Origin of the sequence: Phenylobacterium ferrooxidans (assembly GCF_042714595.1) — a bacterium.
In the GTDB taxonomy this organism is placed as follows: Bacteria; Pseudomonadota; Alphaproteobacteria; order Caulobacterales; family Caulobacteraceae; genus Phenylobacterium; species Phenylobacterium ferrooxidans.
The window spans coordinates 64,847-85,291 of sequence record NZ_JAOTJD010000013.1; the positions used below are offsets into that span (position 1 = coordinate 64,847).

Consider the following 20,445-nt stretch of genomic DNA (forward strand, 5'->3'; position numbering starts at 1 on the left):
TCCAGCTAGCGCCCGTCCAGTGACAGAACGATGGCTGTACGTGTCTGGTCGGAAATAGACCGCGGTTACACCGTGCAATCGCCGCATTTGATCGACGATAGCCTTTGAATCAACCGGTTAGCGCCAAGAAAAAGGGCGCCGGTCACCCGGCGCCCAGAGACTGTCGTTCGCCGAAATCGTCCCGGCCCGGACCTTGTCGGGCCGCCACCCCCGCCGCGTGAGGAATCAGTGGCGGGCGGTGGGCGAACGGGCCGGCCGCCAGTTAGGCGTCGTAGCCCGGCAGTTCACGGTCCAGGCGGCGCAGGGCGCCGGGCCAGCCCAGCTTGCCGCCGATGCCGCGCATCACCTGCCCCTTGACCTCCAGCTGGGCGGCCTCGGGGGCGAACAGCACGTTCTCCCGGCCCGCCGACAGCGCCTTTACCTGCATCTGGCAGGCGCGCTCCAGGTAGTACATGCCGGTCCAGCAGTCGGCGGCGCTCTCGCCCACGGACAGGGTGCCGTGGTTGCGCAGCAGCATGAGGGTCTTGGCGCCGATATCGGCCACGAGACGCTCGCGCTCGTCCAGGTTCAGGGCGATCCCCTCATAGTCGTGATAGGCCAGCCGCGGCAGGACGATGCAGGCGTGCTGCGAAAGGGGCAGCAGGCCCTCCTTCTGGGCGGCGACCGCGACGCCGTCGTCGGAGTGCAGGTGCATCACGAACTTGGCGTCTTCCCGCGCGGCGTGGATCGCCGAGTGGATGGTGAAGCCCGCCGGGTTGATGAAGTAGGGCGTCTCCTGGAGAATCTTGCCGTCCAGGTCGATCTTCACCAGGGACGAGGCGGTCATCTCGCCGAAATACATGCCGTAGGGATTGATCAGAAAATGGTGATCTGGGCCCGGAATGCGGGCCGAGATGTGGGTGTAGATCATGTCGTCCCACCCGTAGAGCGCCACCAGGCGGTACAGGGCGGCGAGATCGACCCGCGCTTCCCATTCCTCGGCGCTGACCTTGCCCTTGAGCGAATTAGCGCCTGCAAGCGAACCATCGGCCATGACAGCCTCCCTCGTCTTATCGTTTGTGATCGTTGTTCATAGGGTCGCGCCCCAGCGCCCTAGCGTCAAGGCCGCGCTCAGATCGACGCCAGCCGACGGATCTCCGCCGTAGCCGCCTCCTGGTTGGCGGCGCCGAGATCGGCGAGTTCAACGATGCCCAGCCGCGGCCGCTCGTCCTTGCGGGCGGAGCGGTCATAGGCCGGGTCGTAGTGGTGCTCCATCAGGGCGCCCGCCAGATCCTCAAAGGCGCCGGCGTCGGCCAGGCCGCGCCAGTTCTCCAGCCGCTTCTGGCCGGGATAGACCGGCAGGCGGGAAAAGGCCTCCTCCAGCTCGGCGCGGTCTGCGATCACGTCGCGATAGGCCTCCACCAGATAGCGGGCGCGGGCCTCGCGGGGCGCCTGGATCACGATGCGCGGCGCGGTCTGCATGGCCTTCCAGACCGCCGGCGGGGTCATGCGCTCGCCGATCTTGCTGGACTCCGCCTCCACCACGATCGGCCGCGAGGGATCGAGCTGGTCCAGCGCCGCGAGCAGGCGGCTCTCAAACAGCTTCTGGCTGGGCTGGGGGTGTCCCGCCACCGCGCCGAACAGCGAGCCGCGGTGCGACGCCAGGGCTTCCAGGTCGAGGGTCTGAACCCCCTGCCCCGCGAGACGCGCCAGGATTTCGGTCTTCGCGGTGCCTGTATGGCCATCCAGCAGGACCAGATTCAGCGCCGGCGCCTCGTCATAGAGGCGGGCGTTCACCGCGCGGCGGTAGGTCTTGTAGCCCCCGGTCAGCAGCCAGACCGGCCAGCCCACCTGCGACAGGATCGTGGCCATGGCGGTGGACCTCTGGCCGCCGCGCCAGCAATAGATCAGCGGCTGGAAGCTGGCCGGCCGATCGGCCAGGGCGTTTTCAAGGTGGCGGGCGATGTTGCGCGCCACGTGGGCGGCGCCGATGCGCCGCGCCAGGAAGCGCGATTCCTGGACATAGATGGTCCCGACCTCCGCACGCTCCGCGTCATCAAGAACCGGCAGGTTCTCGGCGCCGGGCACGTGGTCCTCGGCGAACTCACCCGGGCTGCGCACGTCGATGATCGCATCGAAGCGGGCGAGCGACAGGGCGTCGACCGCCTCGGTGAGCTGGATTCCCATGGCCGACTGTTAGCACCGCGCGCGCCGCGGTGGCGAGACTGGTCCGACGCTGTGGCGCGGACTAAGAGGTTGGCAGGTTCCCCTGTCCGAGAGTTATCGATGACCGACGCTGTCCGCCTGACCTCCCTGGCCCATGGCGGCGGCTGCGGCTGCAAGATCGCCCCGGCGGTGCTGCAGGACATCCTGGCCCGGATGCCGGCGGCCGCGGCCTTCCCCAACCTGCTGGTGGGAACCGAGACCTCGGACGACGCGGCGGTCTGGCGCCTGAACGACACCCAGGCCCTGGTGGCGACCACCGACTTCTTCATGCCGGTGGTGGACGATCCCTTCGACTTCGGCCGCATCGCCGCCACCAACGCGCTGTCGGACATCTATGCGATGGGCGGCGCGCCGATCCTGGCCCTGGCCATCGTCGGCATGCCCATCGACAAGCTGGCGCCGGAAACCATCGGCCAGATCCTGGCCGGCGGCGCGTCGGTCTGCGCGGCGGCGGGCATCCCGGTGGCCGGCGGGCATTCCATCGACAGCGTCGAGCCGATCTATGGTCTCGTCGCCCTGGGCCTGGTGCATCCCGACCGGGTGCTGAAGAACAGCGCCGCCCGGGCCGGCGACGTCCTGATCCTCACCAAGGCGCTCGGGGTCGGGGTGCTGAGCGCGGCCTTCAAGCAGGAAAAGCTGGACGCGGCGGGCTACGGCGCCCTGATCGCCTCGACCACCCAACTCAACGCCGTGGGCCAGACGCTGGCCACGCATGACGGCGTTCACGCCATGACCGACGTCACCGGCTTTGGGCTGCTGGGCCACGCCCTGGAGATGGCGCGCGGCGCGGGCCTGACCGCCAGGATCGATCCCGAGGCGCCCCTGCTGCCAGGCGTCGAGGCCCTGGCCAGGGCCGGGGTGCGCACCGGCGCCTCAGGTCGCAACTGGGCCAGCTACGGCGCCTCGGTCGACGCGCCGGGCGACCTGGCCGACTGGAAGCGCGACCTGCTGTGCGATCCCCAGACCAGCGGCGGCCTGCTGATCGCCGTCGAACCCACCGCCGCCGAGGCGGTGATGACCCTGGTCCGGGAGGCGGGTTTCGCCGCCGCCGCCGTGGTCGGACGATTGACCCCGCGCGGCGGCCAGCCCGTGGTGGTCGGAACCTAGGGCGCGGCCGATGAAGCTGAGCGGGGTGATCTTCGACGCCGACGGGGTGCTGCAGCACGCCGGGCCCTTCGGGACGGAGGACTGGGTCTGGAGCGCGCAGCAGCACCAGGACTTCGTCACCGGCTTCTATCGGGGCGCCGCGCCTGAGACCCTCGCCGATGCGGACGCCTTCACCGCCGCCTGCGGCCAGGCCCTGGCGCAGGCCGGCTGGCCCCACGATGCGGCCAGCTATCTCGAGCGCTGGACCGAGGGCGCGGTCATTCCCGACCCCGCCATGCTGGAGGACGTCCGGCGGCTGCGGGCGGCGGGGGTGGCCTGTTACCTCGGCTCCAACCAGGACGCCTTCTGGGCGGCGCATCTGGAGACGACGCTGGGCTACGGCGCCCTGCTCGACGGCCTGTTCATCTCCTGCCGCCTGGGCGCCGCCAAGCCCCAGGCCGCCTTCTTCGAGGCGATGCTGACCCAGATTCCCTTCCCCCGCGAGGAGCTGATCTTCTTCGACGACAAGGCCGCCAACGTCGAGGCGGCCCTCGCCTGCGGCCTGGAGGCGCGGCTGTTCACCGATCCCGCCCGGTACCTGCGCGACCTGGAAGAGCTGTACGGCCTTGGGGCCTAGGCGCCCGCGGCGGCGGGCTGGCGGTGCAGGGTGCCCTTGAGCTGCTGGGTCGGGTAGGCGTCCATCGCCAGGCGCTCTGACCGCTGCGGATCGCTTTCGGCGCGCGACGTGGTGTCGAAGAGCATCACCGTGCGCTGCTCCAGATCATAGGGTCGCCACGCCGGGATGGCCGAGGTGTTGGGGTCGCCGGTGCGGGCGAAGGCCAGCCAGGCCTGGCTCATCTGATGGGCCATGGCCGCGGTCTCCTCGCTGGCCTCGCCCACCATGTGCGGGGCCTTGGAGACGTTGTCGAACATGAAGGGCAGGTCGAGGGAGTGGGGGGTGATCCGCCGCCCGCCCTCCACCGGGGTGCGCCACATCAGGCGGTAGGACCAGACCGGCGCGGCCCCCTGGGCGGCCTTCAGCTGGGTCTGGATAACGCTGTCGCGCCAGTAGCCGCGGGCCGTGGTGATCTTGAAGAACAGCTCCGACGGCGAGGCGGCGGGGCTCTCGGCGCGGAAGGTCGCCACCACGCCCGGAATATCGGCCTGCGGCAGGTAGCTGGTCAGGCGTGCGCCGAGGCCGGCCTCGTCCAGGCTGAAGGTGGTCTCGTCGGCGCTGCCCACCTGGTTGGACAGTTCGGTGCGGCAGGTGCCCACCATCATCGGGATCTGGGCTGAGATGACCGGCGCCGCCGGATCCCACGGATGGGCGTCGAAAACCACCTCGTCGAGGGTGGGCGAGAAGCGCGCGGGGTGCTCGCGCATCAGGGCCCGATTGGCCTTCACCAGGTCCACGAAGGGCAGGTCCTGCAGCCGGCGCGCATCGGCGCGGGCGATCCCGAGCAGGGCCAGCAGTCGGTCCAGCTGTTCGTTGGCCCGGTCGCGCGGGGTCAGGCGCAGGTGCGAGCCGCTCTGCACGATGCCGCGATGGAACAGGCCCTGGGCGCCCTTAGCCGCCATGGAGATACTGACCTTCCGGCCCCCGCCGGACTGGCCGTAGATGGTGACATTGCCCGGGTCGCCGCCGAACCGGGCAATGTTGTCGCGCACCCACTTCAGGCCCGCGATGATGTCGAGATAGCCGGCGTTGGCCGACCCCGCGAAGTCGTCGCCCAGGGCGTCCTGCAGCAGGAGGTGGCCAAAGACGTTCATGCGGTGGTTCAGGCTGACGCAGACCACGTCGCCCTTGGAGGCCAGGTTGACCCCGTCATAGAGGATCGAGGAGCCGGAACCGGCCTCGAAGCCGCCGCCGTGCAGCCAGACCATGACCGGCCGCCGCGCCTCGTCGGCGCCTGGCGTCCAGACGTTGAGGACCAGGCAGTCCTCCCCCACTTCCGGCTTGTTGCCGGGATAGCCGCCGTCGGACAGGGTGCTGCGGGTCTGGGGGGCGGTCTGGCCATAAAGAATGGCTTCCCGCACCCCGCTCCAGGCCTCCACCGGTTGCGGCGGGCGGAAGCGGTTGGCGCCGCCCGTGGGCGCGCCATAGGGGATGCCTCGGAAGATCGAGACGCCGCGGAACCGTTCGCCCCGCACCTTGCCGGTCGCCGTCTCGACCACGGCACCTGAGCGGACGCTGTCGTCCGCCGCCACGTCGCTTCCCATCACCCACTCCCGCTCAATATCGTTCCGCCTTGTGGAACGTTGTTCCATTGACAGAATGGTCGGCTCCAGGGCAGATCATGTCAACCGAGGGAGACAGACAAGATGACGGCGGAGCCCGCCTCGCCGACCGAGGGCGTCGTGCCTCGCACCTTCGCGGTGCTCGAGGCCCTGACCCGGTCGCCGGAGCCCATGAGACTGTCGGCGCTGACGCTGCGCCTGGGCCTGCAGAAGAGCACGGTGCATCGCATCCTCGCGGGGCTCATCGGCCTCGACTACGTCCAGCAGAACGCCGAGACCGGCTGCTATTCCGCCACCTTGAAGCTTTGGGAACTGGGCGCCAACGTCATCACCGAGCACCCCATCAAGCGGGCCGCTTCGGGCTTCCTGCAAGAACTGCAACGGGTCACCGGGGAGACCGTCAGCCTGGTGATCCGGGCCGGCGACGACGTGCTCTATCTGGACAAGATGATCTCGCCGCGCCCGATCCGCTTCACCACCCGCATCGGCAGCCGGGTCCCCGCCCCGCTCACGGCCGGGGGCAAGGCGATCCTGGCCCACGCGCCCGACGCCGAGGCGGTCCTGGAGCGCACCGCCGCGGGCATGGGCGGCAAGCGCCGCCTCGATGTCGCGGCCTTGACGGTGGAGCTGCAGGAGGTTCGCGAGCGGGGCTACGCCATGGCCAGCTATCAGCCCGGCGTGGTGGGCTTCGCGGCGCCCATCATGGCGCGCGGTCCGGAGGCCGCCGCCGCGATCTCGGTCTCCGCGCCCGCCGAACGCGTGGACGAGAAGGGCCGCCAGGAGATCATCGAACACCTGCTCTCGACCTGCGCCAGCATGGCCGAACAGGTGGGACGGCTATGAGCGCCGCCGACGCCGTGGGACCGGCGCTGTCGGCGTACATCGCGGGCAGCCAGACCGCGCCGGTTCCTGAGAGCTTCCGCAGCCTCGGGCGGCTGCACATCCTCGACACCCTGGCCTCCATCGTCGCCTGCCGTGACCTGGCGCCGGCGCGCCTGGCCCGCGACTTCGCCATCGCCCAGTCCGGCGACGCCCGGCGCAGCGCCGCCACCATCCTGGGGACGAAAGCCACCGCCGCCCTCGGCGACGCGGCCTTCGCCAGCGCCATGGCCGCCCACGGCGCGGAGATCAACGACTTCATCCCCTCGGCCTTCGTGCAGCCGGGCCCGGCGGTGGTCAGTGTCGCCCTGGCGCTGGCCGAGCAGCGCGGGCTCTCCGGCGAGGCGGTGCTGCGCGCCGTGATCACCGGCTACGAACTGGCGGGCCGGATCCCCAAGGCGCTGGGGGTCGGCAACCTGCGGCGGGCCGGGATCGCCAATCACGGGATCGGGCCGGTGTTCAGCGCGGGCGCGGCGGCGGCCTCGATCCTGGATCTCCCCGAGGATCGGATTCCCGACCTGCTGACCTATTGCGCGCAGCAGGCGGCCGGGTCCTGGCAATGGCTGCTGGACGTCGAGCATGTGGAAAAGTCCTTCGTGTTCGCCGGCATGGGCGCGCGCGCGGGCCTCAGCGCCGCCCTGATGGTGGAGGCGGGCTTCACCGGCGTGCGCGACAGCCTGGACCATCCCGAAGGCTGGATGGCCTCGAAGATCTTCACCGGCGGGGACGCAGACCGCGCGGGCCTGATCGAGGGCTTGGGAGAGCGGACCGAGCTGATCCACACCGCCTACAAGCGCTACCCGGTCGGCGGGCCGACCCAGCCGGCGGTGAAGGGACTGCTGGACCTGCTGCCCGACCTGGAGGCCTCGGCCGTTGAGAGCGTGCGCATCGAGATGCCGGGCCGCTGGCAGGCCTTCCGCGACGCGGCCATGCCGGCGCTGAACCTGCGCTACCTGACGGCCATCATGCTGATCGACCGGCGGCTCGATTTCGTCTCGGCCCAGTCGCTGGAGCGCATGGCCGGTGACGGCGCCGTGCACGCGCTGATGGCCCGGGTCGACGTGGTCCACGACCCCGCCCAGGAGACCCCGCCCGGCCAGCCGCGCACCGAGTCGGCCCGCGTCATCGTCCGCCTGAAGGACGGCGCGGTGCGGGAAGTCTATGTCCCTCACGTGGTCGGCTTCCCGTCGCATCCGATGACGACGGGCGAGGTGGAGGCCAAGGCGCTGGAGCTGATGGCGCCGGTGCTCGGCGCGGCGCGGGCCGCCGAGGTGGTGCGCGCCGTCGCGCAGATCGAGACCCTGCCCAAGGCGGCCGACCTGGCCCACCTGATTGCAACCTGACGGCCGCAAAGACGGCCTGGCTCTGGAGAGACCCCATGGAATTCATTGGCGAGAAGACGCAGGACGGCGTCACGCGGCGCGAGTTCCGGCTGGCCGTGGACGGCGACGCCGTGCCGGGCGTCATCTGGGCGCCGGAGGGCGCGAAGGGCCCGCGCCCGCTGATCCTGCTGGGCCACGGCGGCTCGCAGCACAAGAAGGTCGCCAACCTGACCGCCGCCGCCATCAGCCATGCCCAGAAGCTGGGCTATGCGACCCTGGCCATCGACGCGCCCGGCCACGGCGACCGGATCACCCGCGAGCAGGCGGAAAAGGCGCGCGCCGCCGCCGCCGAGGCCGGCCGCAAGGCCCAGCAGGGCGAGCGCCCGCAGGCGGCCGCCCGGCCGACCCGCGACGCCGGGGTGGCGCTCAAGCATGTGGCGGAGTGGACGGCGGCCCTGGACGCCGCCCAGGGCCTCGACTTCGTCGGCGCGGGCCAGCCGGTGGGCTATTGGGGCGTCTCCATGGGGACCCGCTTCGGCGTGCCCTTCGTGGCGCAGGAGCCGCGGATCACCGCGGCCATCTTCGGCCTGTTCGGGGTCTTTCCGGGCCTGGAGGACCACAAGGCCGCCGCCGAGGCCATCCGCATCCCGCTGATGTTCATCTACCAGTGGGAGGACGAGCTGATGACCCGCGAGCAGGGCCTGGCCCTGTTCAGCGCCTTCGGCTCAACAGAGAAGACCATGCACATCAACCCTGGCCGCCACGTCGAAATCCCGGCCCACGAGCGCGACGGTTGGCTGGGCTTTTGGGAACGCCACCTCGGTCGAGCCTAGGCGTCAGTGGCCCACCGATGACGGCAGGTGGGTCTTGTCGTGGCGGCCCACCTGGTCGAGCAGGGTGGCGCTGGCCTCGTTCATACCGATGACAGCGACCTCGGCGCCCTGGCGGCGGTAGCGGAAGACGACGCGGTCCACCGCGGCCACCGCCGTCAGGTCCCAGAGGTGCGCGTCGGTCATGTCGATCTCGACGCGCCTGGGATGGCCGTGGAACTCGAACTCCGCGCCGAACACATCGGCCGAGGCGAAGAACAGGTGGCCGTGCACGACGTAGCGGCGCAGGTCGTCTCCGTCTTCGAGCGCGTCGACCACCACCACCTTGGAGACCTTGCGCACGAACAGCAGGGCGCTGAGCAGAACGCCCAGGACGACGCCCTTGGAGAGGTCGTGGGTCACGACGACGGTGACGGTGGTCACCAGCATCACCAGCGATGACACCGCCGGAGAGCTCCGCAGCCGCAGGATCGATCCCCAGTCGAAGGTGCCGACCGAGACCATGATCATCACCGCCACCAGGGCCGCCATGGGGATCATCGCCACCCAGTCGCGAAGGACCAGGATCAGGAACAGCAGGAAGAGACCCGCCCAGAGCGTCGAGAGCCGCCCTCGGCCGCCGGAGGTCACGTTGATGATCGACTGACCGATCATCGCGCAGCCGGCCATGCCGCCGAACAGGGGCGACAGGATGTTGGCGATCCCCTGCCCCCGGGTTTCGCGGTCCTTGTCGGAGGGGGTGTCGGTCATGTCGTCGATGATGTTTGCGGTCAGCAAGCTTTCCAGCAGGCCCACGAAGGCCAGGGTCGCCGACACGGGTGCGATGATCCGCAGGGTCTCCCAGGTCAGGGGCACGGCCGGCAGATGGAAGACCGGCAAGGTGTTGGGCATGGAGCCCATGTCCCCCACCGTCCTGACGTCGATCTTCAGGGCGATGGCCAGAGCGCTCAGCACGACGATCGCCACCAGGGGGGACGGCACGGCCTTGGTCAGCCGGGGGAAGCCGTAGATGATCGCCAGGCCGGCGGCCACCATGGCCCAGGTCTGCCAATTGGCCCCGATCAGCTCAGGCATCTGGGCCAGGAAAATCAAGATGGCCAGGGCGTTGACGAAGCCGGTCATCACTGAGCGCGAGACGTACTTCACATAGCGGCCGAGCTTCAGCAGCCCCACCACCACCTGGAAGACGCCGGTGAGCAGGCTGGCCGCGAACAGAAATTCGATTCCGTGGTCGCGAACCAGGCCCCCCATCAGCAGGGCCATGGCCCCGGTGGCGGCCGAGATCATGGCCGGACGGCCGCCGACGAAGGCGATGGTGACCGCGATGATGAAGGAGGCGTAGAGGCCGACCGCCGGATCGACCCCGGCGATGATGGAGAAGGCGATCGCCTCAGGGATCAGCGCCAGGGCGACGACCGTCCCGGCGAGCAGGTCGCTGCGCGGGTTGGAAAGCCAGTCGCGCCGAAGGGTGGCGAGAGATGTCATGGAAAGCCTTATCGAGGCCAAGCAACCCCGCGCCTGCTGTGGGGCGGGTCAGGTCTGTCTGTGTCGCTTGAGTTTCCGGGGGATAGGCGCCCGGCCGAGCCACCCGGCGAGCCGGATCCAATGAATGCCCGCGTCTTGCCCCGGCGCCGGGCGAAAGGCAAGTTGGTTCAGGCCAGCAAGCTCCTGCCAGGTCGGCGCCTACCCTTCCGTCCGCACCCGCGCCACCGCGTCCAGCCAGCGGGCGTAGGCGGCCTCGCGGCCGTGGCCGTCCAGCTTGGGGTCGTGGCGTTCGGTGGCGGGGCGGGCGGCGGCGGCGTCCTCGACAGTGGCGTAGACCCCTGCCCCCAGGCCGGCGAACAGAGCCGCGCCGAGCGCCGTTGTCTCCTGATAGGTGGCTCGGCCCACCGGCACGCCGGTGAGGTCGGCCAGGCGCTGGCTGAACCAGGAGGAGCGCGACATGCCGCCGTCGATACGGATCTCCACGGCCGCGCCGAAGGCGCTGGGCGCATCGGCGCGCATGGCCTCCACCAGGTCCCGCGTCTGCAGGGCGCAGGCGTCGAAGGCGGCCTGGGAGATCTCGGCGAGCGTCGTGTCGCGGGTCAGGCCAAACAGGGCTCCGCGTGCCTCGGCGTCCCACCAGGGGGCGCCCAGGCCGGTGAAGGCCGGCACCATGACCACGCCGTGGTCGTCCTTGGCGGTCTGGGCCAGGGCCTCGATGGCCGAACCGCCGCCGGGGACATCCAGCCCTTCATTGATCCATTGCAGGGCCGCGCCAGCGATGAAGATCGAGCCCTCCAGCGCGTAGGTCGTCTTGCCGTTCAGCCGGGCGGCGACGGTGGTCAGCAGCTTGGCGCGCGACAGCGGCGCGGTCTCGCCGGTGTTGACCAGCATGAAGCAGCCGGTGCCGTAGGTGGCCTTCATCTCGCCGGGCCGGATACACCCCTGCCCCATCAGGGCGGCCTGCTGATCGCCCGCCACGCCGCGGATCGGGATGGCGCGGCCCAGCAGGGCGGCGTCGGTCTGGCCGTAGTCGGCGGCGCAGTCGCGCACGTCGGGGAGCAGGGCCGCCGGCACGTCCAGCAGGTCCAGCATCTCTTCCGACCAGCGCTGCTTCCTGATGTCGAACAGCAGGGTGCGCGAGGCGTTGGTGGCGTCGGTTGCGTGCACCCTCCCCCCAGTCAGCTTCCAAATGACCCAGCTGTCCATGGTGCCCACCAGCAGCTCGCCGGCCTGGGCCCTGGCCCGGGCGCCGGGGATATCCCCCAGCAGCCAGGCGATCTTGGTGCCGGAGAAATAGGGGTCCAGCAGCAGGCCGGTGATCTCGGTGACGCGGGCCTCATGGCCGGCGCGGCGCAAGCGCTCGCAGGTGGCGGCGGTCCGGCGGTCCTGCCAGACGATGGCGCGGTGGATCGGCTCGCCGGTGGCCTTGTCCCAGATCACCACCGTCTCGCGCTGGTTGGTGACCCCGATGGCGGTGACGTCCCCGATGGGCCGCCCGGACTTCTCGATCGCTTCCTTGATCACCGCGACGCTGGTGGCGAAGATCTCGTTCGCATCGTGCTCCACCCAGCCGTCCGCGGGATAGAACTGCTCCAGCGGCCGCCCGGCCTGCGCCAGGGCGTGGCCCTGCGCGTCGAAGAGAATGGCCCGGGTGGAGGTGGTCCCCTGGTCCAGGGCCAGGATCAAAGGTTCGGCCATTTCGCCCCCTGGTGCTCAACAAGCTGCGCCACTGCGCCACAATTGTGGTTGGCAGCTTGTAACCATGTTTTCATACGGGTCTGAGCAGAATCAGACCGCAACGATTCCCAGCAAGGAAACGGGTTTGAGCGTCGCCGCCAAGACGGAAGAGATACTGGGTCTGGCCAGGAGCCGCGCCGTCCAGGACCGCGAGCGCCTGCTGCTGGCCATCGTCGACCTCTGCGACGCGGGCGAGGGCGCCGAGGCGGTGATGAGTTCGGGGCCGGTCCAGGCCCTGCTCTCCTCGATCTTCATGAGCCTGGTGGTGGAGGCCGAGCGCGACATCCGCAAGCGCCTGGCTGAGAAGCTGGCCACCGCCCCCTGGGCGCCCGCCGCCCTGATCAATGTGCTCGCCCTCGACGACATCGAGATCGCCCGGCCGATCATCAGCTCCAGTCCGGTCCTGCAGGATCCCGACCTGGTGCGCCTGCTCACCGAAGCCACGATCGAGCACCAGATCGAGGTGGCCCGCCGGCCCAATCTCGGCCCACCCGTGGTCTCCGCCATCCTGCATCAGAACGAACCGGCGGTGCTGACCGCCCTGGCCGGCAATCTCACCGCCCAGATCGGCAACAGCGAACTCACCGCCCTGGTCCAGGCCTCGCGGCGGATCGTGTCCCTGCGCTCTCCCTGCGCCCACCATCCAGGGCTGACCGACGACCTAGCGCGCGAGCTCTACATCTGGGTGGGCCAGGCCCTGCGCCAGGCGCTTACCGCCCGCTTCCGCCTCGACCCGGAGGCGATGGACGCCGCCATCGCCGAATCGGTGCGCGAGGCCCATGGCGGCATCGTCTCAGAGCATCCCGAACAGCAGGAGGTCTGGGAGCGCGAAGGCGAGAAGGAGGAGATGGAGCGACGGCTGCTGGCCAAGCTCGACATCGCCGGCCAGCTGCGTCCCGGCTACCTGCTACGCGCCCTGCGCGAGCAAAAGCTGTCCCTGTTCGTCGGCGGCCTGGCGACCCTCGGCCGCTTCGATCCCGAGCACGTGCGCCGCTCGGTCGATTCGGACCGGCCCGAACTGCTGGCCCTGGCCTGCGCCGCCGTCGGCATCGACCGCAGCGTCTTCCCGACCATCCTGGGCCTCGTCCGCGAGCTGAACGGCGGCAGGCCCGGCGGCGGCCAGGAGGGCGAACGCCGGGCCGGGGGCGCCTTTGGCCCGTTCGCGCCGGACATCGCCAACGCCGCGTTCCGCCAGGCGGCCGGCAAGGTTTGACAAGACCCGCGTTTCTCGCGCACCTCGCCGCATGTTCAAGGCGCAGCCCTTCGTGACCCGCCTGGCCTTTCTGGCCAGCGACCGCCCCGAGGCCCAAGAAGCGCGCGGGGCCCTGATCGCCCGCTACGGCGAGGCCCCGATGGCCGAGGCCCAGGTCGTCGTGGCCCTGGGCGGCGACGGTTTCATGCTGGAAACCCTGCACGACCAGATGAGCGGCGGTCACAAGCCGATCTACGGAATGAACCGCGGCTCGGTCGGCTTCCTGATGAACGAGTACAGCGAGGACGGCCTGCTGGAGCGGATCAACGTCGCGGAGAAGGCGGTGATCCACCCGCTGACCATGACTGCGATCGACTCCTACGGGAAGGAACACAGGGCGCTGGCGATCAACGAGGTTTCCCTGCTGCGCCAGACCCGGCAGACCGCCAAGCTGCGCATCTCCATCGACGGCAAGGTGCGGCTGAACGAGCTGTCCTGCGACGGGGCCATGGTGGCGACCCCGGCCGGCTCGACGGCCTACAACCTCTCGGCCCACGGACCGATCATCCCCCTCGACGCCAAGGTGCTGGCCCTGACGCCGATCAGCGCCTTCCGCCCCCGGCGTTGGCGCGGGGCCCTGCTGGCCCACACCGCCAAGGTCAGCTTCGAGATCCTGGAGGCCGACAAGCGGCCGGTCAGCGCCGTGGCCGACAACCTGGAGGTCCGCGACGTCCTGGAGGTCCACGTCGCCGAGGACCGGGAGATCAGCATGTACATGCTGTTCGACGCCGGGCGCAGCCTGGAAGAACGCATGCTGGCCGAGCAATTCGCGGTTTAGGATGTCGGGGCGCGATCGCGCGCCGCGCGGCCATCTCGCCGCACCCCCGCCTCATTCGTTGTTAACGCCTGCGATCTAGGTTTCTGTGGACTAAGTTCAGGAGCCGAGTCGTGAGCCAAGAGAATTCCGGTCAGGTGATCCAGGTCCCCAACACGCTTCGCCTGAAGGTCGGGGGCCGGTTCGGCGCGATCGATCCGGCCGCCATCGCCAAGGCCGAAGCCGCGCTGAAGAGCCTCTCGGGCAACTTCTCGCAGTGGCTGAACGACGAGGTCATCAAGCTAGAAGCCGCACGCCAGCGCGTGAAGAGCGAGGGCATGAACCCTGAGACCATGGAATTCCTCTACCTGCGCGCCCACGACCTGAAGGGCCTGGGCACCACCTACGAATTTCCGCTGATCACCCGCATCGGCGCCTCCCTGTGCCGGCTGATCGACGACAAGGACAAGCGCATGCAGGCGCCGATCGCCCTGATCGACGCCCACATCGACGCCATCAAGGCCGCCGTCCGCGACGACATCAAGACCGACGAACATCCTGTGGGTAAGGCGCTGATCGAAGCGCTGGAATCCAAGGTCCGCGAAACCGGGCTCTAAGACCCGGAGTCCTTCTCCCCTTGCGGAGAAGGTGGCCGGTCAGCGACCGGTCGGATGAGGGGTCGCACTCCCCTCGCCGCAACGACAATCCCGTCATCCCGGACGTAGGACTCCTCGCTCACATCACATTGGCCAGCGGTTCGGCGACGATACCGTAGCCGGCGTCGGCCGGCAGGGTCAGGACGCGGCCCTCGGGGCGGTCCTCGATCTTCGGCAGGACGGTGACCAGGGTGCGCCCCTGCGCGCGCGCCACGCAGTCGGCGGCGCTGGTCGCCTCAGCCAGCAGCTGCACGTTCATGCGCGTGGGGAAGATGACCTTGCGCGCGCCGGCGTCGGCCAGGCGAAGCACCTCGGCCGGCTCGATCCATTCGGCGTCCACCGTCTCGCGGCCGTCGCAGGCGGCGAGCTGGTCGGCTGGCGCCAGGGCCGCATAGAACCAGGTGTCGAAACGCTTGGGGGTCAGGGGCGGGGTGATCCAGCGGGCGAAGATGGTGAGCGCGTGCAGGTCCAGCTTGGCGTCCAGGTCCTTCACCACGTCCAGGAAGGCCATTTCGCCGCGATCCACCGCCTGGCGCACGTTCATCGGCGCGATCTGATCGCCCATGGGCGAGCCGTCGGTGTGGGAGGCCAGCAGGATGCCCGCCTCCTCGAACACCTCGCGGATGGCGGCGATCCGCAGGCCCCGCTGCTCGGCGTCAAAGTCGGCGTAGCCCAGGGTGTGGCCGGCCCAGGCGGGATCATGGTCGCCGGCGTGCGACTTGCCGCCCGGAAACACCAGGGCGCCTGAGGCGAAGTCGATCTGATGATGGCGCTTGACCATCAGCACCTCGAAGGTCGGGTCGTCGCGCAGGAGCAGGATGGTGGCGGCGGGCTTGATGTCCGCGTCGGGGGCGATATCGGTCATGCCCCAGCTTGGGCGCCACAGGCGCAGCAAGCAAGTCTGCTGTTAGGCGCTCTCGGACAGCCGCACCGTCTTGCGGGCCTCGTGAGTGATGCGGTCCATCTTCTCCAGCAGATATTCGACGTCCTCGCGGGCGGCGTTGGCGGGCTGGGTGAGGAACCGCTGCAGCATGCGTTCCTGGAACCGCTCGCGGTCCCGGGCGCCGCCGTCGAACTCCATGGAATGGAAGGTGTCCACCCCGGCGCGGAAGGCGGGGAACAGGCGGGCCGGCAGCCCTGCCCGCTCATAGATGGCGCGCAGGCCCAGCGGGCCCGCGTCGTGGATCATCAGCCAGGTGCGGTGGTGCGGCACGCTGGCCAACTCGGCCAGACTCCACTCGAAGAAGGTCATGTGGCCGTGGGCCAGGGACCGCAGCAGCAGGGAGGCGTTCAGCCGCTCATGCTTGTGCAGGTGGGCCACGAAGCTCTTCACGTCCGGCGCGCGGCCGGCCTGGTCCACCAGGTCGATGGTGGCTCGTTCCTTGGCCCCCATGGCGATCTCGAGCGCCAGGTCCGGTGACAGGGCGTGATGGTTCAGCAGGTGATCCCGGACCTCCTCGCTCACCAGGTCGATCAGCTTTTCGGTGACCGCCAACGGCAGGGCCGCGCGATAGGCGACGGCGGCCAGGACCCGCTCGGACTTCTCGAAGCGCTCGATGACCTTGGCGAGCGCCCGGTCGGCGAAGTCGGCGTTGTCGTTGGCGCAGGCGGCCTCCACCGCGCGCTCGACGCCGTATTCCACGATGGCGTTGGTGACGGTCTGGGAGACGCGGGGGCGCTTTGCGATCACCACCTGGCGCACCGGGCCGCCCAGGCGCACGATCTCGGCCAGGTCCTCGTCGGTGAACACCGGCGACGAGGACAGCATCGGCAGGGAAATGCTCTCGACGTCCTTGGCCAGCCGCAGGGCGACGTCGCGCGGCACGATGGTGGAATTCTTCAGGGTGACGGCGAGCGCCCGGCGGACCAGCTCGCCGGCGTCTGCGGCCATGACCCGCAGGATCTCCTGGGCCTGGACACGTTCCTCGTCCGACAGCTCGTAGCGGTCGATATTCCGGCACAGCTTGTGGGCCGCCACGGCCCGTTCGTCCGGGGTCGCGCCCTTCACCAGGGTGCGAATGTCTTCATCCGTCAGCGCCGCCCGCGTGGTCGCCATACCTGCACCTGTCCCCGCCCCGGAATCACCGGAGTCCGTCTCCGTTATAGTGACTGGTTAGGCTTAATGATCGGTTGCTTGGCCGTGAGGTCGGGAAGCTGTGGATTAACCCTGGCCGGTAACTTCGCGCCAACCCTGAACCACTACCTTGCGTGGCGATATCTCCCCCAGAGGCGCCCCATGGCCACGACCCAAGATGATCGGACGGCCGAGCCTATTCGGGGCGGCCAATCGGCGACACAGCAGGCGTTGGAGGCCCAGACGGCTCTCCTGCCCTACGCCCTGGCGGTGTTCGCCGTCAGCCTCCCGGCCTATGTCTGGGCCGGCAGCCATGCGGTGAACGCCGTCTGGATGACCGGCACCTTCGCCATCTTCGCCGGCGCCTGGGGCGCGTTCTACGGCGTCGTCAACTGGTTGAAGAACCCCGACAACGCCGCCAACACCGTGCAGCGGGGACGTGTCCAGATCCTGTCGGCCCTGATCTGGGCCCTGGCCGTGGCGCAGATCGCCGCCTTCTCCGATGGCGCGGGTCCCGCCCGCGAGCCGCTGCTGATGACCGCGCTGGCGGCCTCGGTGGTGATCATCTTCTTCGCCTCCCCGTGGTTGCCCAGCCTGCTGATCGTGGGACCCGCCGCCGCCGCCGGCCCGCTGATCGCGCTGTTTTCCCGCCCCGAGGACAAGGACCTGGCCAGCAACGCCTGGGGCGCCATCGCGCTGGCCATGGCGCTGGCCCTGATCCTCAATCGCATCCTGCGCCGCCAGTTCTCCCTGGCCGCCGAGCGCGAGATCCTGATCGCCGACCGGGCGGGCAAGGTGGAAGAGGCCAGGCGCCTAGCCCAGTCCAAGTCCGACCTGGTGGCCACGCTGAGCCATGAGATCCGCAACGGCCTGACCGGGGTCGCCCACGTCCTGGCCGCCGCCGCCGGTCGCAATGGTCGTGGCGCGCCCTCCCGCGAGCAGCTGACCGCCGCCCTGGACGCCGCCAACGACCTGATCGCCGTGCTCAACACCACCCTGGATTCCGAGACCGCCGAGGCCGGCCGCCTGTCGGTGGACTCGCGACCCTTCGATCCCGTGGCCCTGCTGCGCGACCTGGTGCTGCTGAACCGCCCCAACGCTTCCGTGAAGGGGCTGGAGCTGACCCTGCATGTCCCGCCGGAGCTGGAGGGCGTCCACGCCGGCGCGGCCCTGGCCGACGCGCACCGGGCCCGCCAGATCATCGCCAACCTGATCGGCAACGCCGTGAAATTCTCCGTCCGGGGCCGGGTCGAGGCCCGCCTCGAAATTACCCCGGGCGGCCGCCTGGCGGTCGAGATCGCCGACACCGGCCCGGGTCTCACCTCCGACGAGCTGGAGCGCGCCTTCGAGCCCTTCGCCCGCGTCGAGCGCACCAGCGCCGGGACCTCCGGGGCGGGCCTCGGCCTCTCCCTGGCCCGCCAGCTCGCCCGCCTGATGGGGGGCGACCTCACCGCCCATAGCGCCGTCGGCGTGGGGTCCTGCTTCCGCCTGGAACTGCCCTATGACGCGCAGGCGGTGGCCGAACGGGGGATCGAGGCCGTGGAGGTCATCACCCCCGATCCCAGCGAGCGCCACACCCTGAAGGTGCTGATCGCCGAGGACGACGCGCTCAACGCCGCCATGCTGCGCGCGGTGGTCGAGCAGCTGGGCCACCAGGTGGTCCACGCCGTCGATGGGCGGCGCGCCTTTGACCTGGCCAGGATCTGCGAATTCGACCTGTTGATGATCGATGGCCGCATGCCCAACATGGATGGTCCCGCCACCATCACCGCCGTGCGTGGCCTGGAAGGCTCCGGCGCTCAGGTTCCCATCGTGGCGGTGATCGGCGGTGACGCCGAGGAAGCCAGGGAATGCACCGACGCCGGCGCCGACGCGGTCCTGCGCAAGCCGGTCAGCGTGGCGGCCGTGGCCCGCGCCGTCGCCGACGCGGTCGCCGTGACCCGCAGAGAGATCCCCACGCGCCTCACGGCGTGAGGCAGGGGCCGCGAACTATCCGATGAAATCGGATCAGTTCGACTCTTGCTTGGTCGCGCAATTTTCCGACGAACCGGCCACCACTTCGTTGGATTGCGCTCGGCGCCCAGTATGATCCCCAAAACAGGTGGGGAACGCGCGTGCTGCTCAAGGGTCTGAAGGTCGTCGAATTCGCCTCCTACATCGCCGCCCCCGGGGCGGCGGGCATCCTGGCCGACTGGGGCGCCGAGGTGATCAAGGTCGAGCGGCCGCAGGGCGACCCGATGCGGCACGTCTTCGCCGACGCCAAGAGCGAGCTCACCGGCAATCCCACCTTCGGCATGGACAACCGCGGCAAGCGGGCCGTGGTGCTGGACATCGCCAAGCCGCAGGGCCGCGACGCCCTGGCCCGCCTCGCCGCCGAGGCCGACGTCTTCCTGACCAATGTGCGCCCCGCCTCCCTGAAGAAGTACAGCCTGGACGAACAGACCCTGCGCGCAGCCAACCCCCGGCTGATCTACGCCGTCGTCACCGGATATGGCCTGGAGGGCCCCGACGCGCACCTGCCCGGCTTCGACGTCACCGCCTTCTGGTCCCGGGCCGGCGTCGCCCGCATGCATGCGCCCAAGGGCTCCGACCCCTTCATCCTGCGCACCGGGGTGGGAGATCACACCACCTCCCTGGCCACCACCTCGGCGATCCTGGCGGCGCTCTATGAGCGCGAGAAGACCGGCGAGGGTCGGCTGGTGGCCACCTCGCTGCTGGCCACCGGGACCTATGTGGTGGGTTCGGACCTGGCGGTGCAGCTGGTGTTCGGCAAGCTGGCCTCCAACCGTCCCCGCACCGACCCCTTCGATCCCCTGGCCAACTTCTACAAGAGCCGCGACGAGCGGTGGTTCGTGCTGAACCCGCGCGGCGGCGGCTCCGACTGGCCGGCTCTCGCCCAGGCCTGCGGCCGGCCCGAACTGCTGGAGGATGAGCGCTTCAAGGGCGGCAAGGCGCGCAAGGCCAACAACCGCGAGCTGGTGGCTGAGTTCGAGGCCGCCTTCGGGGCCTTCGACTTCACCGAGATCGCCCGCCGCCTGGACGAGGCCGACCTGGTCTGGGCGCCGGTCCAGACGCCAGCCGAAGTGGCCGCCGATCCCCAGGTGGAGGCGGCCGGCGCCCTGATCGCCGTGGAGGATGGCCACGGCGGAACCTATCGCTCGCCCAATTCGCCGGCCCAGTTCCCGGGGGTGGCGACAACCCAGCGACCGGCGGCGCCCGGCCTCGGCGAACACACCCGTGTGGTGCTGGGGGAGATCGGCTATTCCGAAGCCGAGATCGACGCGATGATGGCGAGCGGCGCGGCGGGGTAGCGGCGGCTCTGGTCGCGAGCGCTGACGACCCATTGCGACCGTTCGCGGCGCTTCTATGGTTGTCGGATGGGCGACTACGGCAGTTCAATATTGAGGCTGGCGACTGCGGCGGACGCACCGGCCTTGCAGCGCGTCCTCTTCGACACGTTCGACTCGACGTGGCGACCAAATATCTCGGAAAGCGCTGCGCTGGCCTACGTCCAAGAGAACCGACCGGCTGCCTACGTCGGCTCGCGAGGGCTCCTCTTCTGGGTCGTGCAGGTGGGCAGCGAAATCGCCGGCTTCGTCGATTGGGATGGCGACTTCATCAACGCGCTTCACGTGCGCTCGGCGCATGCCCGGCAGGGCGTCGGGCGACGGCTGATGGACCATGCTGAAGCTGAGATCGCTCACGCAGGGTTTTCATCGGTCCGCCTCGAAACCGATACCTTCAATGTTCGCAGTCAGGCGTTCTACGCCGCCCGCGGTTACCGGGAAGAGGGCCGATATCCCGACGAGGAATGGGCCAGCGGGCTCACGACCCTTCTACTTGTGAAGCGGTTCGATTGATTCCCTTCCCTCCCCTTGGCTGACATCGACTAGGTCGGTTCCGGCGCTCTCGGGGAACGTCTGCTTG

The 20,445-nt window shown here is 69.7% G+C and carries 18 protein-coding genes and 1 other annotated feature; of the genes, 11 read left to right on the top strand and 7 right to left on the bottom strand.

What is annotated here, in order from left to right:
- Nucleotides 1-262: 262 nt before the first annotated feature.
- Together OCL97_RS08730 and mnmH are read right to left on the bottom strand one after the other, a co-directional pair.
- Nucleotides 263-1,033 (bottom strand): class II aldolase/adducin family protein, encoded by a 771-nt coding sequence (locus OCL97_RS08730; RefSeq protein ID WP_304782969.1) that lies wholly within the window; start codon nt 1,031-1,033, stop codon nt 263-265.
- A 77-nt stretch (nt 1,034-1,110) separates the two neighbouring features.
- A complete protein-coding gene (gene mnmH, locus OCL97_RS08735) occupies nt 1,111-2,166 on the bottom strand; it encodes a tRNA 2-selenouridine(34) synthase MnmH (RefSeq protein WP_377369401.1) in 1,056 nt (351 codons plus the stop codon).
- Nucleotides 2,167-2,265: 99 nt separating this feature from the next.
- Between mnmH and selD the strand changes: the two genes are divergently transcribed.
- Both selD and OCL97_RS08745 read left to right on the top strand, forming a co-directional pair.
- On the top strand, nt 2,266-3,312 hold the full coding sequence (gene selD, locus OCL97_RS08740; protein ID WP_377369403.1) for a selenide, water dikinase SelD: 1,047 nt from the start codon (nt 2,266-2,268) through the stop codon (nt 3,310-3,312).
- Between the two features lie 10 nt (nt 3,313-3,322).
- The gene (locus OCL97_RS08745) at nt 3,323-3,928 is read left to right on the top strand and encodes an HAD-IA family hydrolase (protein WP_377369405.1); all 606 of its coding nucleotides are present in this window, start codon (nt 3,323-3,325) and stop codon (nt 3,926-3,928) included.
- Here the strand turns inward: OCL97_RS08745 and OCL97_RS08750 are convergent.
- Nucleotides 3,925-5,511, bottom strand: a complete 1,587-nt coding sequence (locus OCL97_RS08750; RefSeq protein ID WP_377369407.1) for a carboxylesterase/lipase family protein — start codon at nt 5,509-5,511, stop codon at nt 3,925-3,927. The two genes, OCL97_RS08745 and OCL97_RS08750, sit on opposite strands and share 4 nt — an antisense overlap.
- A 102-nt stretch (nt 5,512-5,613) precedes the next feature.
- On the opposite strand from OCL97_RS08750, the gene OCL97_RS08755 reads away from it, so the two are divergent.
- Genes OCL97_RS08755 through OCL97_RS08765 form a run of 3 tightly spaced genes read left to right on the top strand, consistent with a single transcriptional unit; the run spans nt 5,614 to nt 8,563 of the window.
- Complete coding sequence (locus OCL97_RS08755; RefSeq protein WP_377369409.1) at nt 5,614-6,372, top strand: IclR family transcriptional regulator; 759 nt, start codon at nt 5,614-5,616, stop codon at nt 6,370-6,372.
- Nucleotides 6,369-7,751, top strand: a complete 1,383-nt coding sequence (locus OCL97_RS08760) for an MmgE/PrpD family protein (protein ID WP_377369411.1) — start codon at nt 6,369-6,371, stop codon at nt 7,749-7,751. Before OCL97_RS08755 ends, OCL97_RS08760 begins: the two co-directional genes overlap by 4 nt.
- A gap of 35 nt (nt 7,752-7,786) precedes the next feature.
- Complete coding sequence (locus OCL97_RS08765; RefSeq protein ID WP_377369413.1) at nt 7,787-8,563, top strand: dienelactone hydrolase family protein; 777 nt, start codon at nt 7,787-7,789, stop codon at nt 8,561-8,563.
- 3 nt (nt 8,564-8,566) lie between these two features.
- Here the strand turns inward: OCL97_RS08765 and OCL97_RS08770 are convergent, their stop codons facing one another.
- On the bottom strand, nt 8,567-10,045 hold the full coding sequence (locus OCL97_RS08770) for a SulP family inorganic anion transporter (RefSeq protein ID WP_377369415.1): 1,479 nt from the start codon (nt 10,043-10,045) through the stop codon (nt 8,567-8,569).
- Between the two features lie 69 nt (nt 10,046-10,114).
- Nucleotides 10,115-10,167: a sequence feature (sul1 is cis-regulatory element that is thought to sense ions involved in sulfur or methionine metabolism; They are found in Alphaproteobacteria), on the bottom strand.
- 76 nt (nt 10,168-10,243) lie between these two features.
- Nucleotides 10,244-11,743: a glycerol kinase GlpK gene (glpK, locus tag OCL97_RS08775; RefSeq protein ID WP_377369417.1), complete on the bottom strand. Its 1,500-nt coding sequence runs from the start codon at nt 11,741-11,743 to the stop codon at nt 10,244-10,246.
- A gap of 124 nt (nt 11,744-11,867) precedes the next feature.
- On the opposite strand from glpK, the gene OCL97_RS08780 reads away from it, so the two are divergent.
- The 3 genes from OCL97_RS08780 (at nt 11,868) to OCL97_RS08790 (ending at nt 14,405) form a co-directional block, all read left to right on the top strand.
- The gene (locus OCL97_RS08780; protein ID WP_377369419.1) at nt 11,868-12,995 is read left to right on the top strand and encodes a DUF2336 domain-containing protein; all 1,128 of its coding nucleotides are present in this window, start codon (nt 11,868-11,870) and stop codon (nt 12,993-12,995) included.
- A gap of 31 nt (nt 12,996-13,026) precedes the next feature.
- Nucleotides 13,027-13,812 (top strand): NAD kinase, encoded by a 786-nt coding sequence (locus OCL97_RS08785; RefSeq protein WP_377369421.1) that lies wholly within the window; start codon nt 13,027-13,029, stop codon nt 13,810-13,812.
- Between the two features lie 110 nt (nt 13,813-13,922).
- On the top strand, nt 13,923-14,405 hold the full coding sequence (locus tag OCL97_RS08790; RefSeq protein ID WP_304783005.1) for an Hpt domain-containing protein: 483 nt from the start codon (nt 13,923-13,925) through the stop codon (nt 14,403-14,405).
- A gap of 118 nt (nt 14,406-14,523) precedes the next feature.
- Here the strand turns inward: OCL97_RS08790 and OCL97_RS08795 are convergent, their stop codons facing one another.
- Nucleotides 14,524-15,309, bottom strand: a complete 786-nt coding sequence (locus OCL97_RS08795; RefSeq protein ID WP_377369423.1) for an NUDIX hydrolase — start codon at nt 15,307-15,309, stop codon at nt 14,524-14,526.
- 42 nt (nt 15,310-15,351) lie between these two features.
- A complete protein-coding gene (gene spbR / locus OCL97_RS08800) occupies nt 15,352-16,500 on the bottom strand; it encodes a pole-localized protein SpbR (protein WP_304783010.1) in 1,149 nt (382 codons plus the stop codon).
- A 180-nt stretch (nt 16,501-16,680) separates the two neighbouring features.
- Here spbR and OCL97_RS08805 point away from each other — a divergent pair, with 180 nt between their 5' ends.
- The 3 genes from OCL97_RS08805 to OCL97_RS08815 all read left to right on the top strand — a co-directional run bounded on the left by OCL97_RS08805 (nt 16,681) and on the right by OCL97_RS08815 (nt 20,378).
- Nucleotides 16,681-18,492 (top strand): hybrid sensor histidine kinase/response regulator, encoded by a 1,812-nt coding sequence (locus OCL97_RS08805; RefSeq protein WP_377369425.1) that lies wholly within the window; start codon nt 16,681-16,683, stop codon nt 18,490-18,492.
- Nucleotides 18,493-18,632: 140 nt separating this feature from the next.
- On the top strand, nt 18,633-19,829 hold the full coding sequence (locus OCL97_RS08810) for a CaiB/BaiF CoA transferase family protein (protein ID WP_377369427.1): 1,197 nt from the start codon (nt 18,633-18,635) through the stop codon (nt 19,827-19,829).
- A gap of 66 nt (nt 19,830-19,895) precedes the next feature.
- Entirely contained in the window at nt 19,896-20,378 is a 483-nt protein-coding gene (locus OCL97_RS08815; RefSeq protein WP_377369429.1) for a GNAT family N-acetyltransferase, read from the top strand.
- Nucleotides 20,379-20,445: the final 67 nt, after the last annotated feature.

Bases quoted from the DNA above. Each gene is read 5' to 3' on its own strand.
- OCL97_RS08730 (WP_304782969.1), bottom strand. From the start codon at position 1,033: ATGGCCGATGGTTCGCTTGCAGGCGCTAATTCGCTCAAGGGCAAGGTC.
- mnmH (WP_377369401.1), bottom strand. From the start codon at position 2,166: ATGGGAATCCAGCTCACCGAGGCGGTCGACGCCCTGTCGCTCGCCCGC.
- selD (WP_377369403.1), top strand. From the start codon at position 2,266: ATGACCGACGCTGTCCGCCTGACCTCCCTGGCCCATGGCGGCGGCTGC.
- OCL97_RS08745 (WP_377369405.1), top strand. From the start codon at position 3,323: ATGAAGCTGAGCGGGGTGATCTTCGACGCCGACGGGGTGCTGCAGCAC.
- OCL97_RS08750 (WP_377369407.1), bottom strand. From the start codon at position 5,511: ATGGGAAGCGACGTGGCGGCGGACGACAGCGTCCGCTCAGGTGCCGTG.
- OCL97_RS08755 (WP_377369409.1), top strand. From the start codon at position 5,614: ATGACGGCGGAGCCCGCCTCGCCGACCGAGGGCGTCGTGCCTCGCACC.
- OCL97_RS08760 (WP_377369411.1), top strand. From the start codon at position 6,369: ATGAGCGCCGCCGACGCCGTGGGACCGGCGCTGTCGGCGTACATCGCG.
- OCL97_RS08765 (WP_377369413.1), top strand. From the start codon at position 7,787: ATGGAATTCATTGGCGAGAAGACGCAGGACGGCGTCACGCGGCGCGAG.
- OCL97_RS08770 (WP_377369415.1), bottom strand. From the start codon at position 10,045: ATGACATCTCTCGCCACCCTTCGGCGCGACTGGCTTTCCAACCCGCGC.
- glpK (WP_377369417.1), bottom strand. From the start codon at position 11,743: ATGGCCGAACCTTTGATCCTGGCCCTGGACCAGGGGACCACCTCCACC.
- OCL97_RS08785 (WP_377369421.1), top strand. From the start codon at position 13,027: ATGTTCAAGGCGCAGCCCTTCGTGACCCGCCTGGCCTTTCTGGCCAGC.
- OCL97_RS08795 (WP_377369423.1), bottom strand. From the start codon at position 15,309: ATGACCGATATCGCCCCCGACGCGGACATCAAGCCCGCCGCCACCATC.
- spbR (WP_304783010.1), bottom strand. From the start codon at position 16,500: ATGGCGACCACGCGGGCGGCGCTGACGGATGAAGACATTCGCACCCTG.
- OCL97_RS08805 (WP_377369425.1), top strand. From the start codon at position 16,681: ATGGCCACGACCCAAGATGATCGGACGGCCGAGCCTATTCGGGGCGGC.
- OCL97_RS08815 (WP_377369429.1), top strand. From the start codon at position 19,896: ATGGGCGACTACGGCAGTTCAATATTGAGGCTGGCGACTGCGGCGGAC.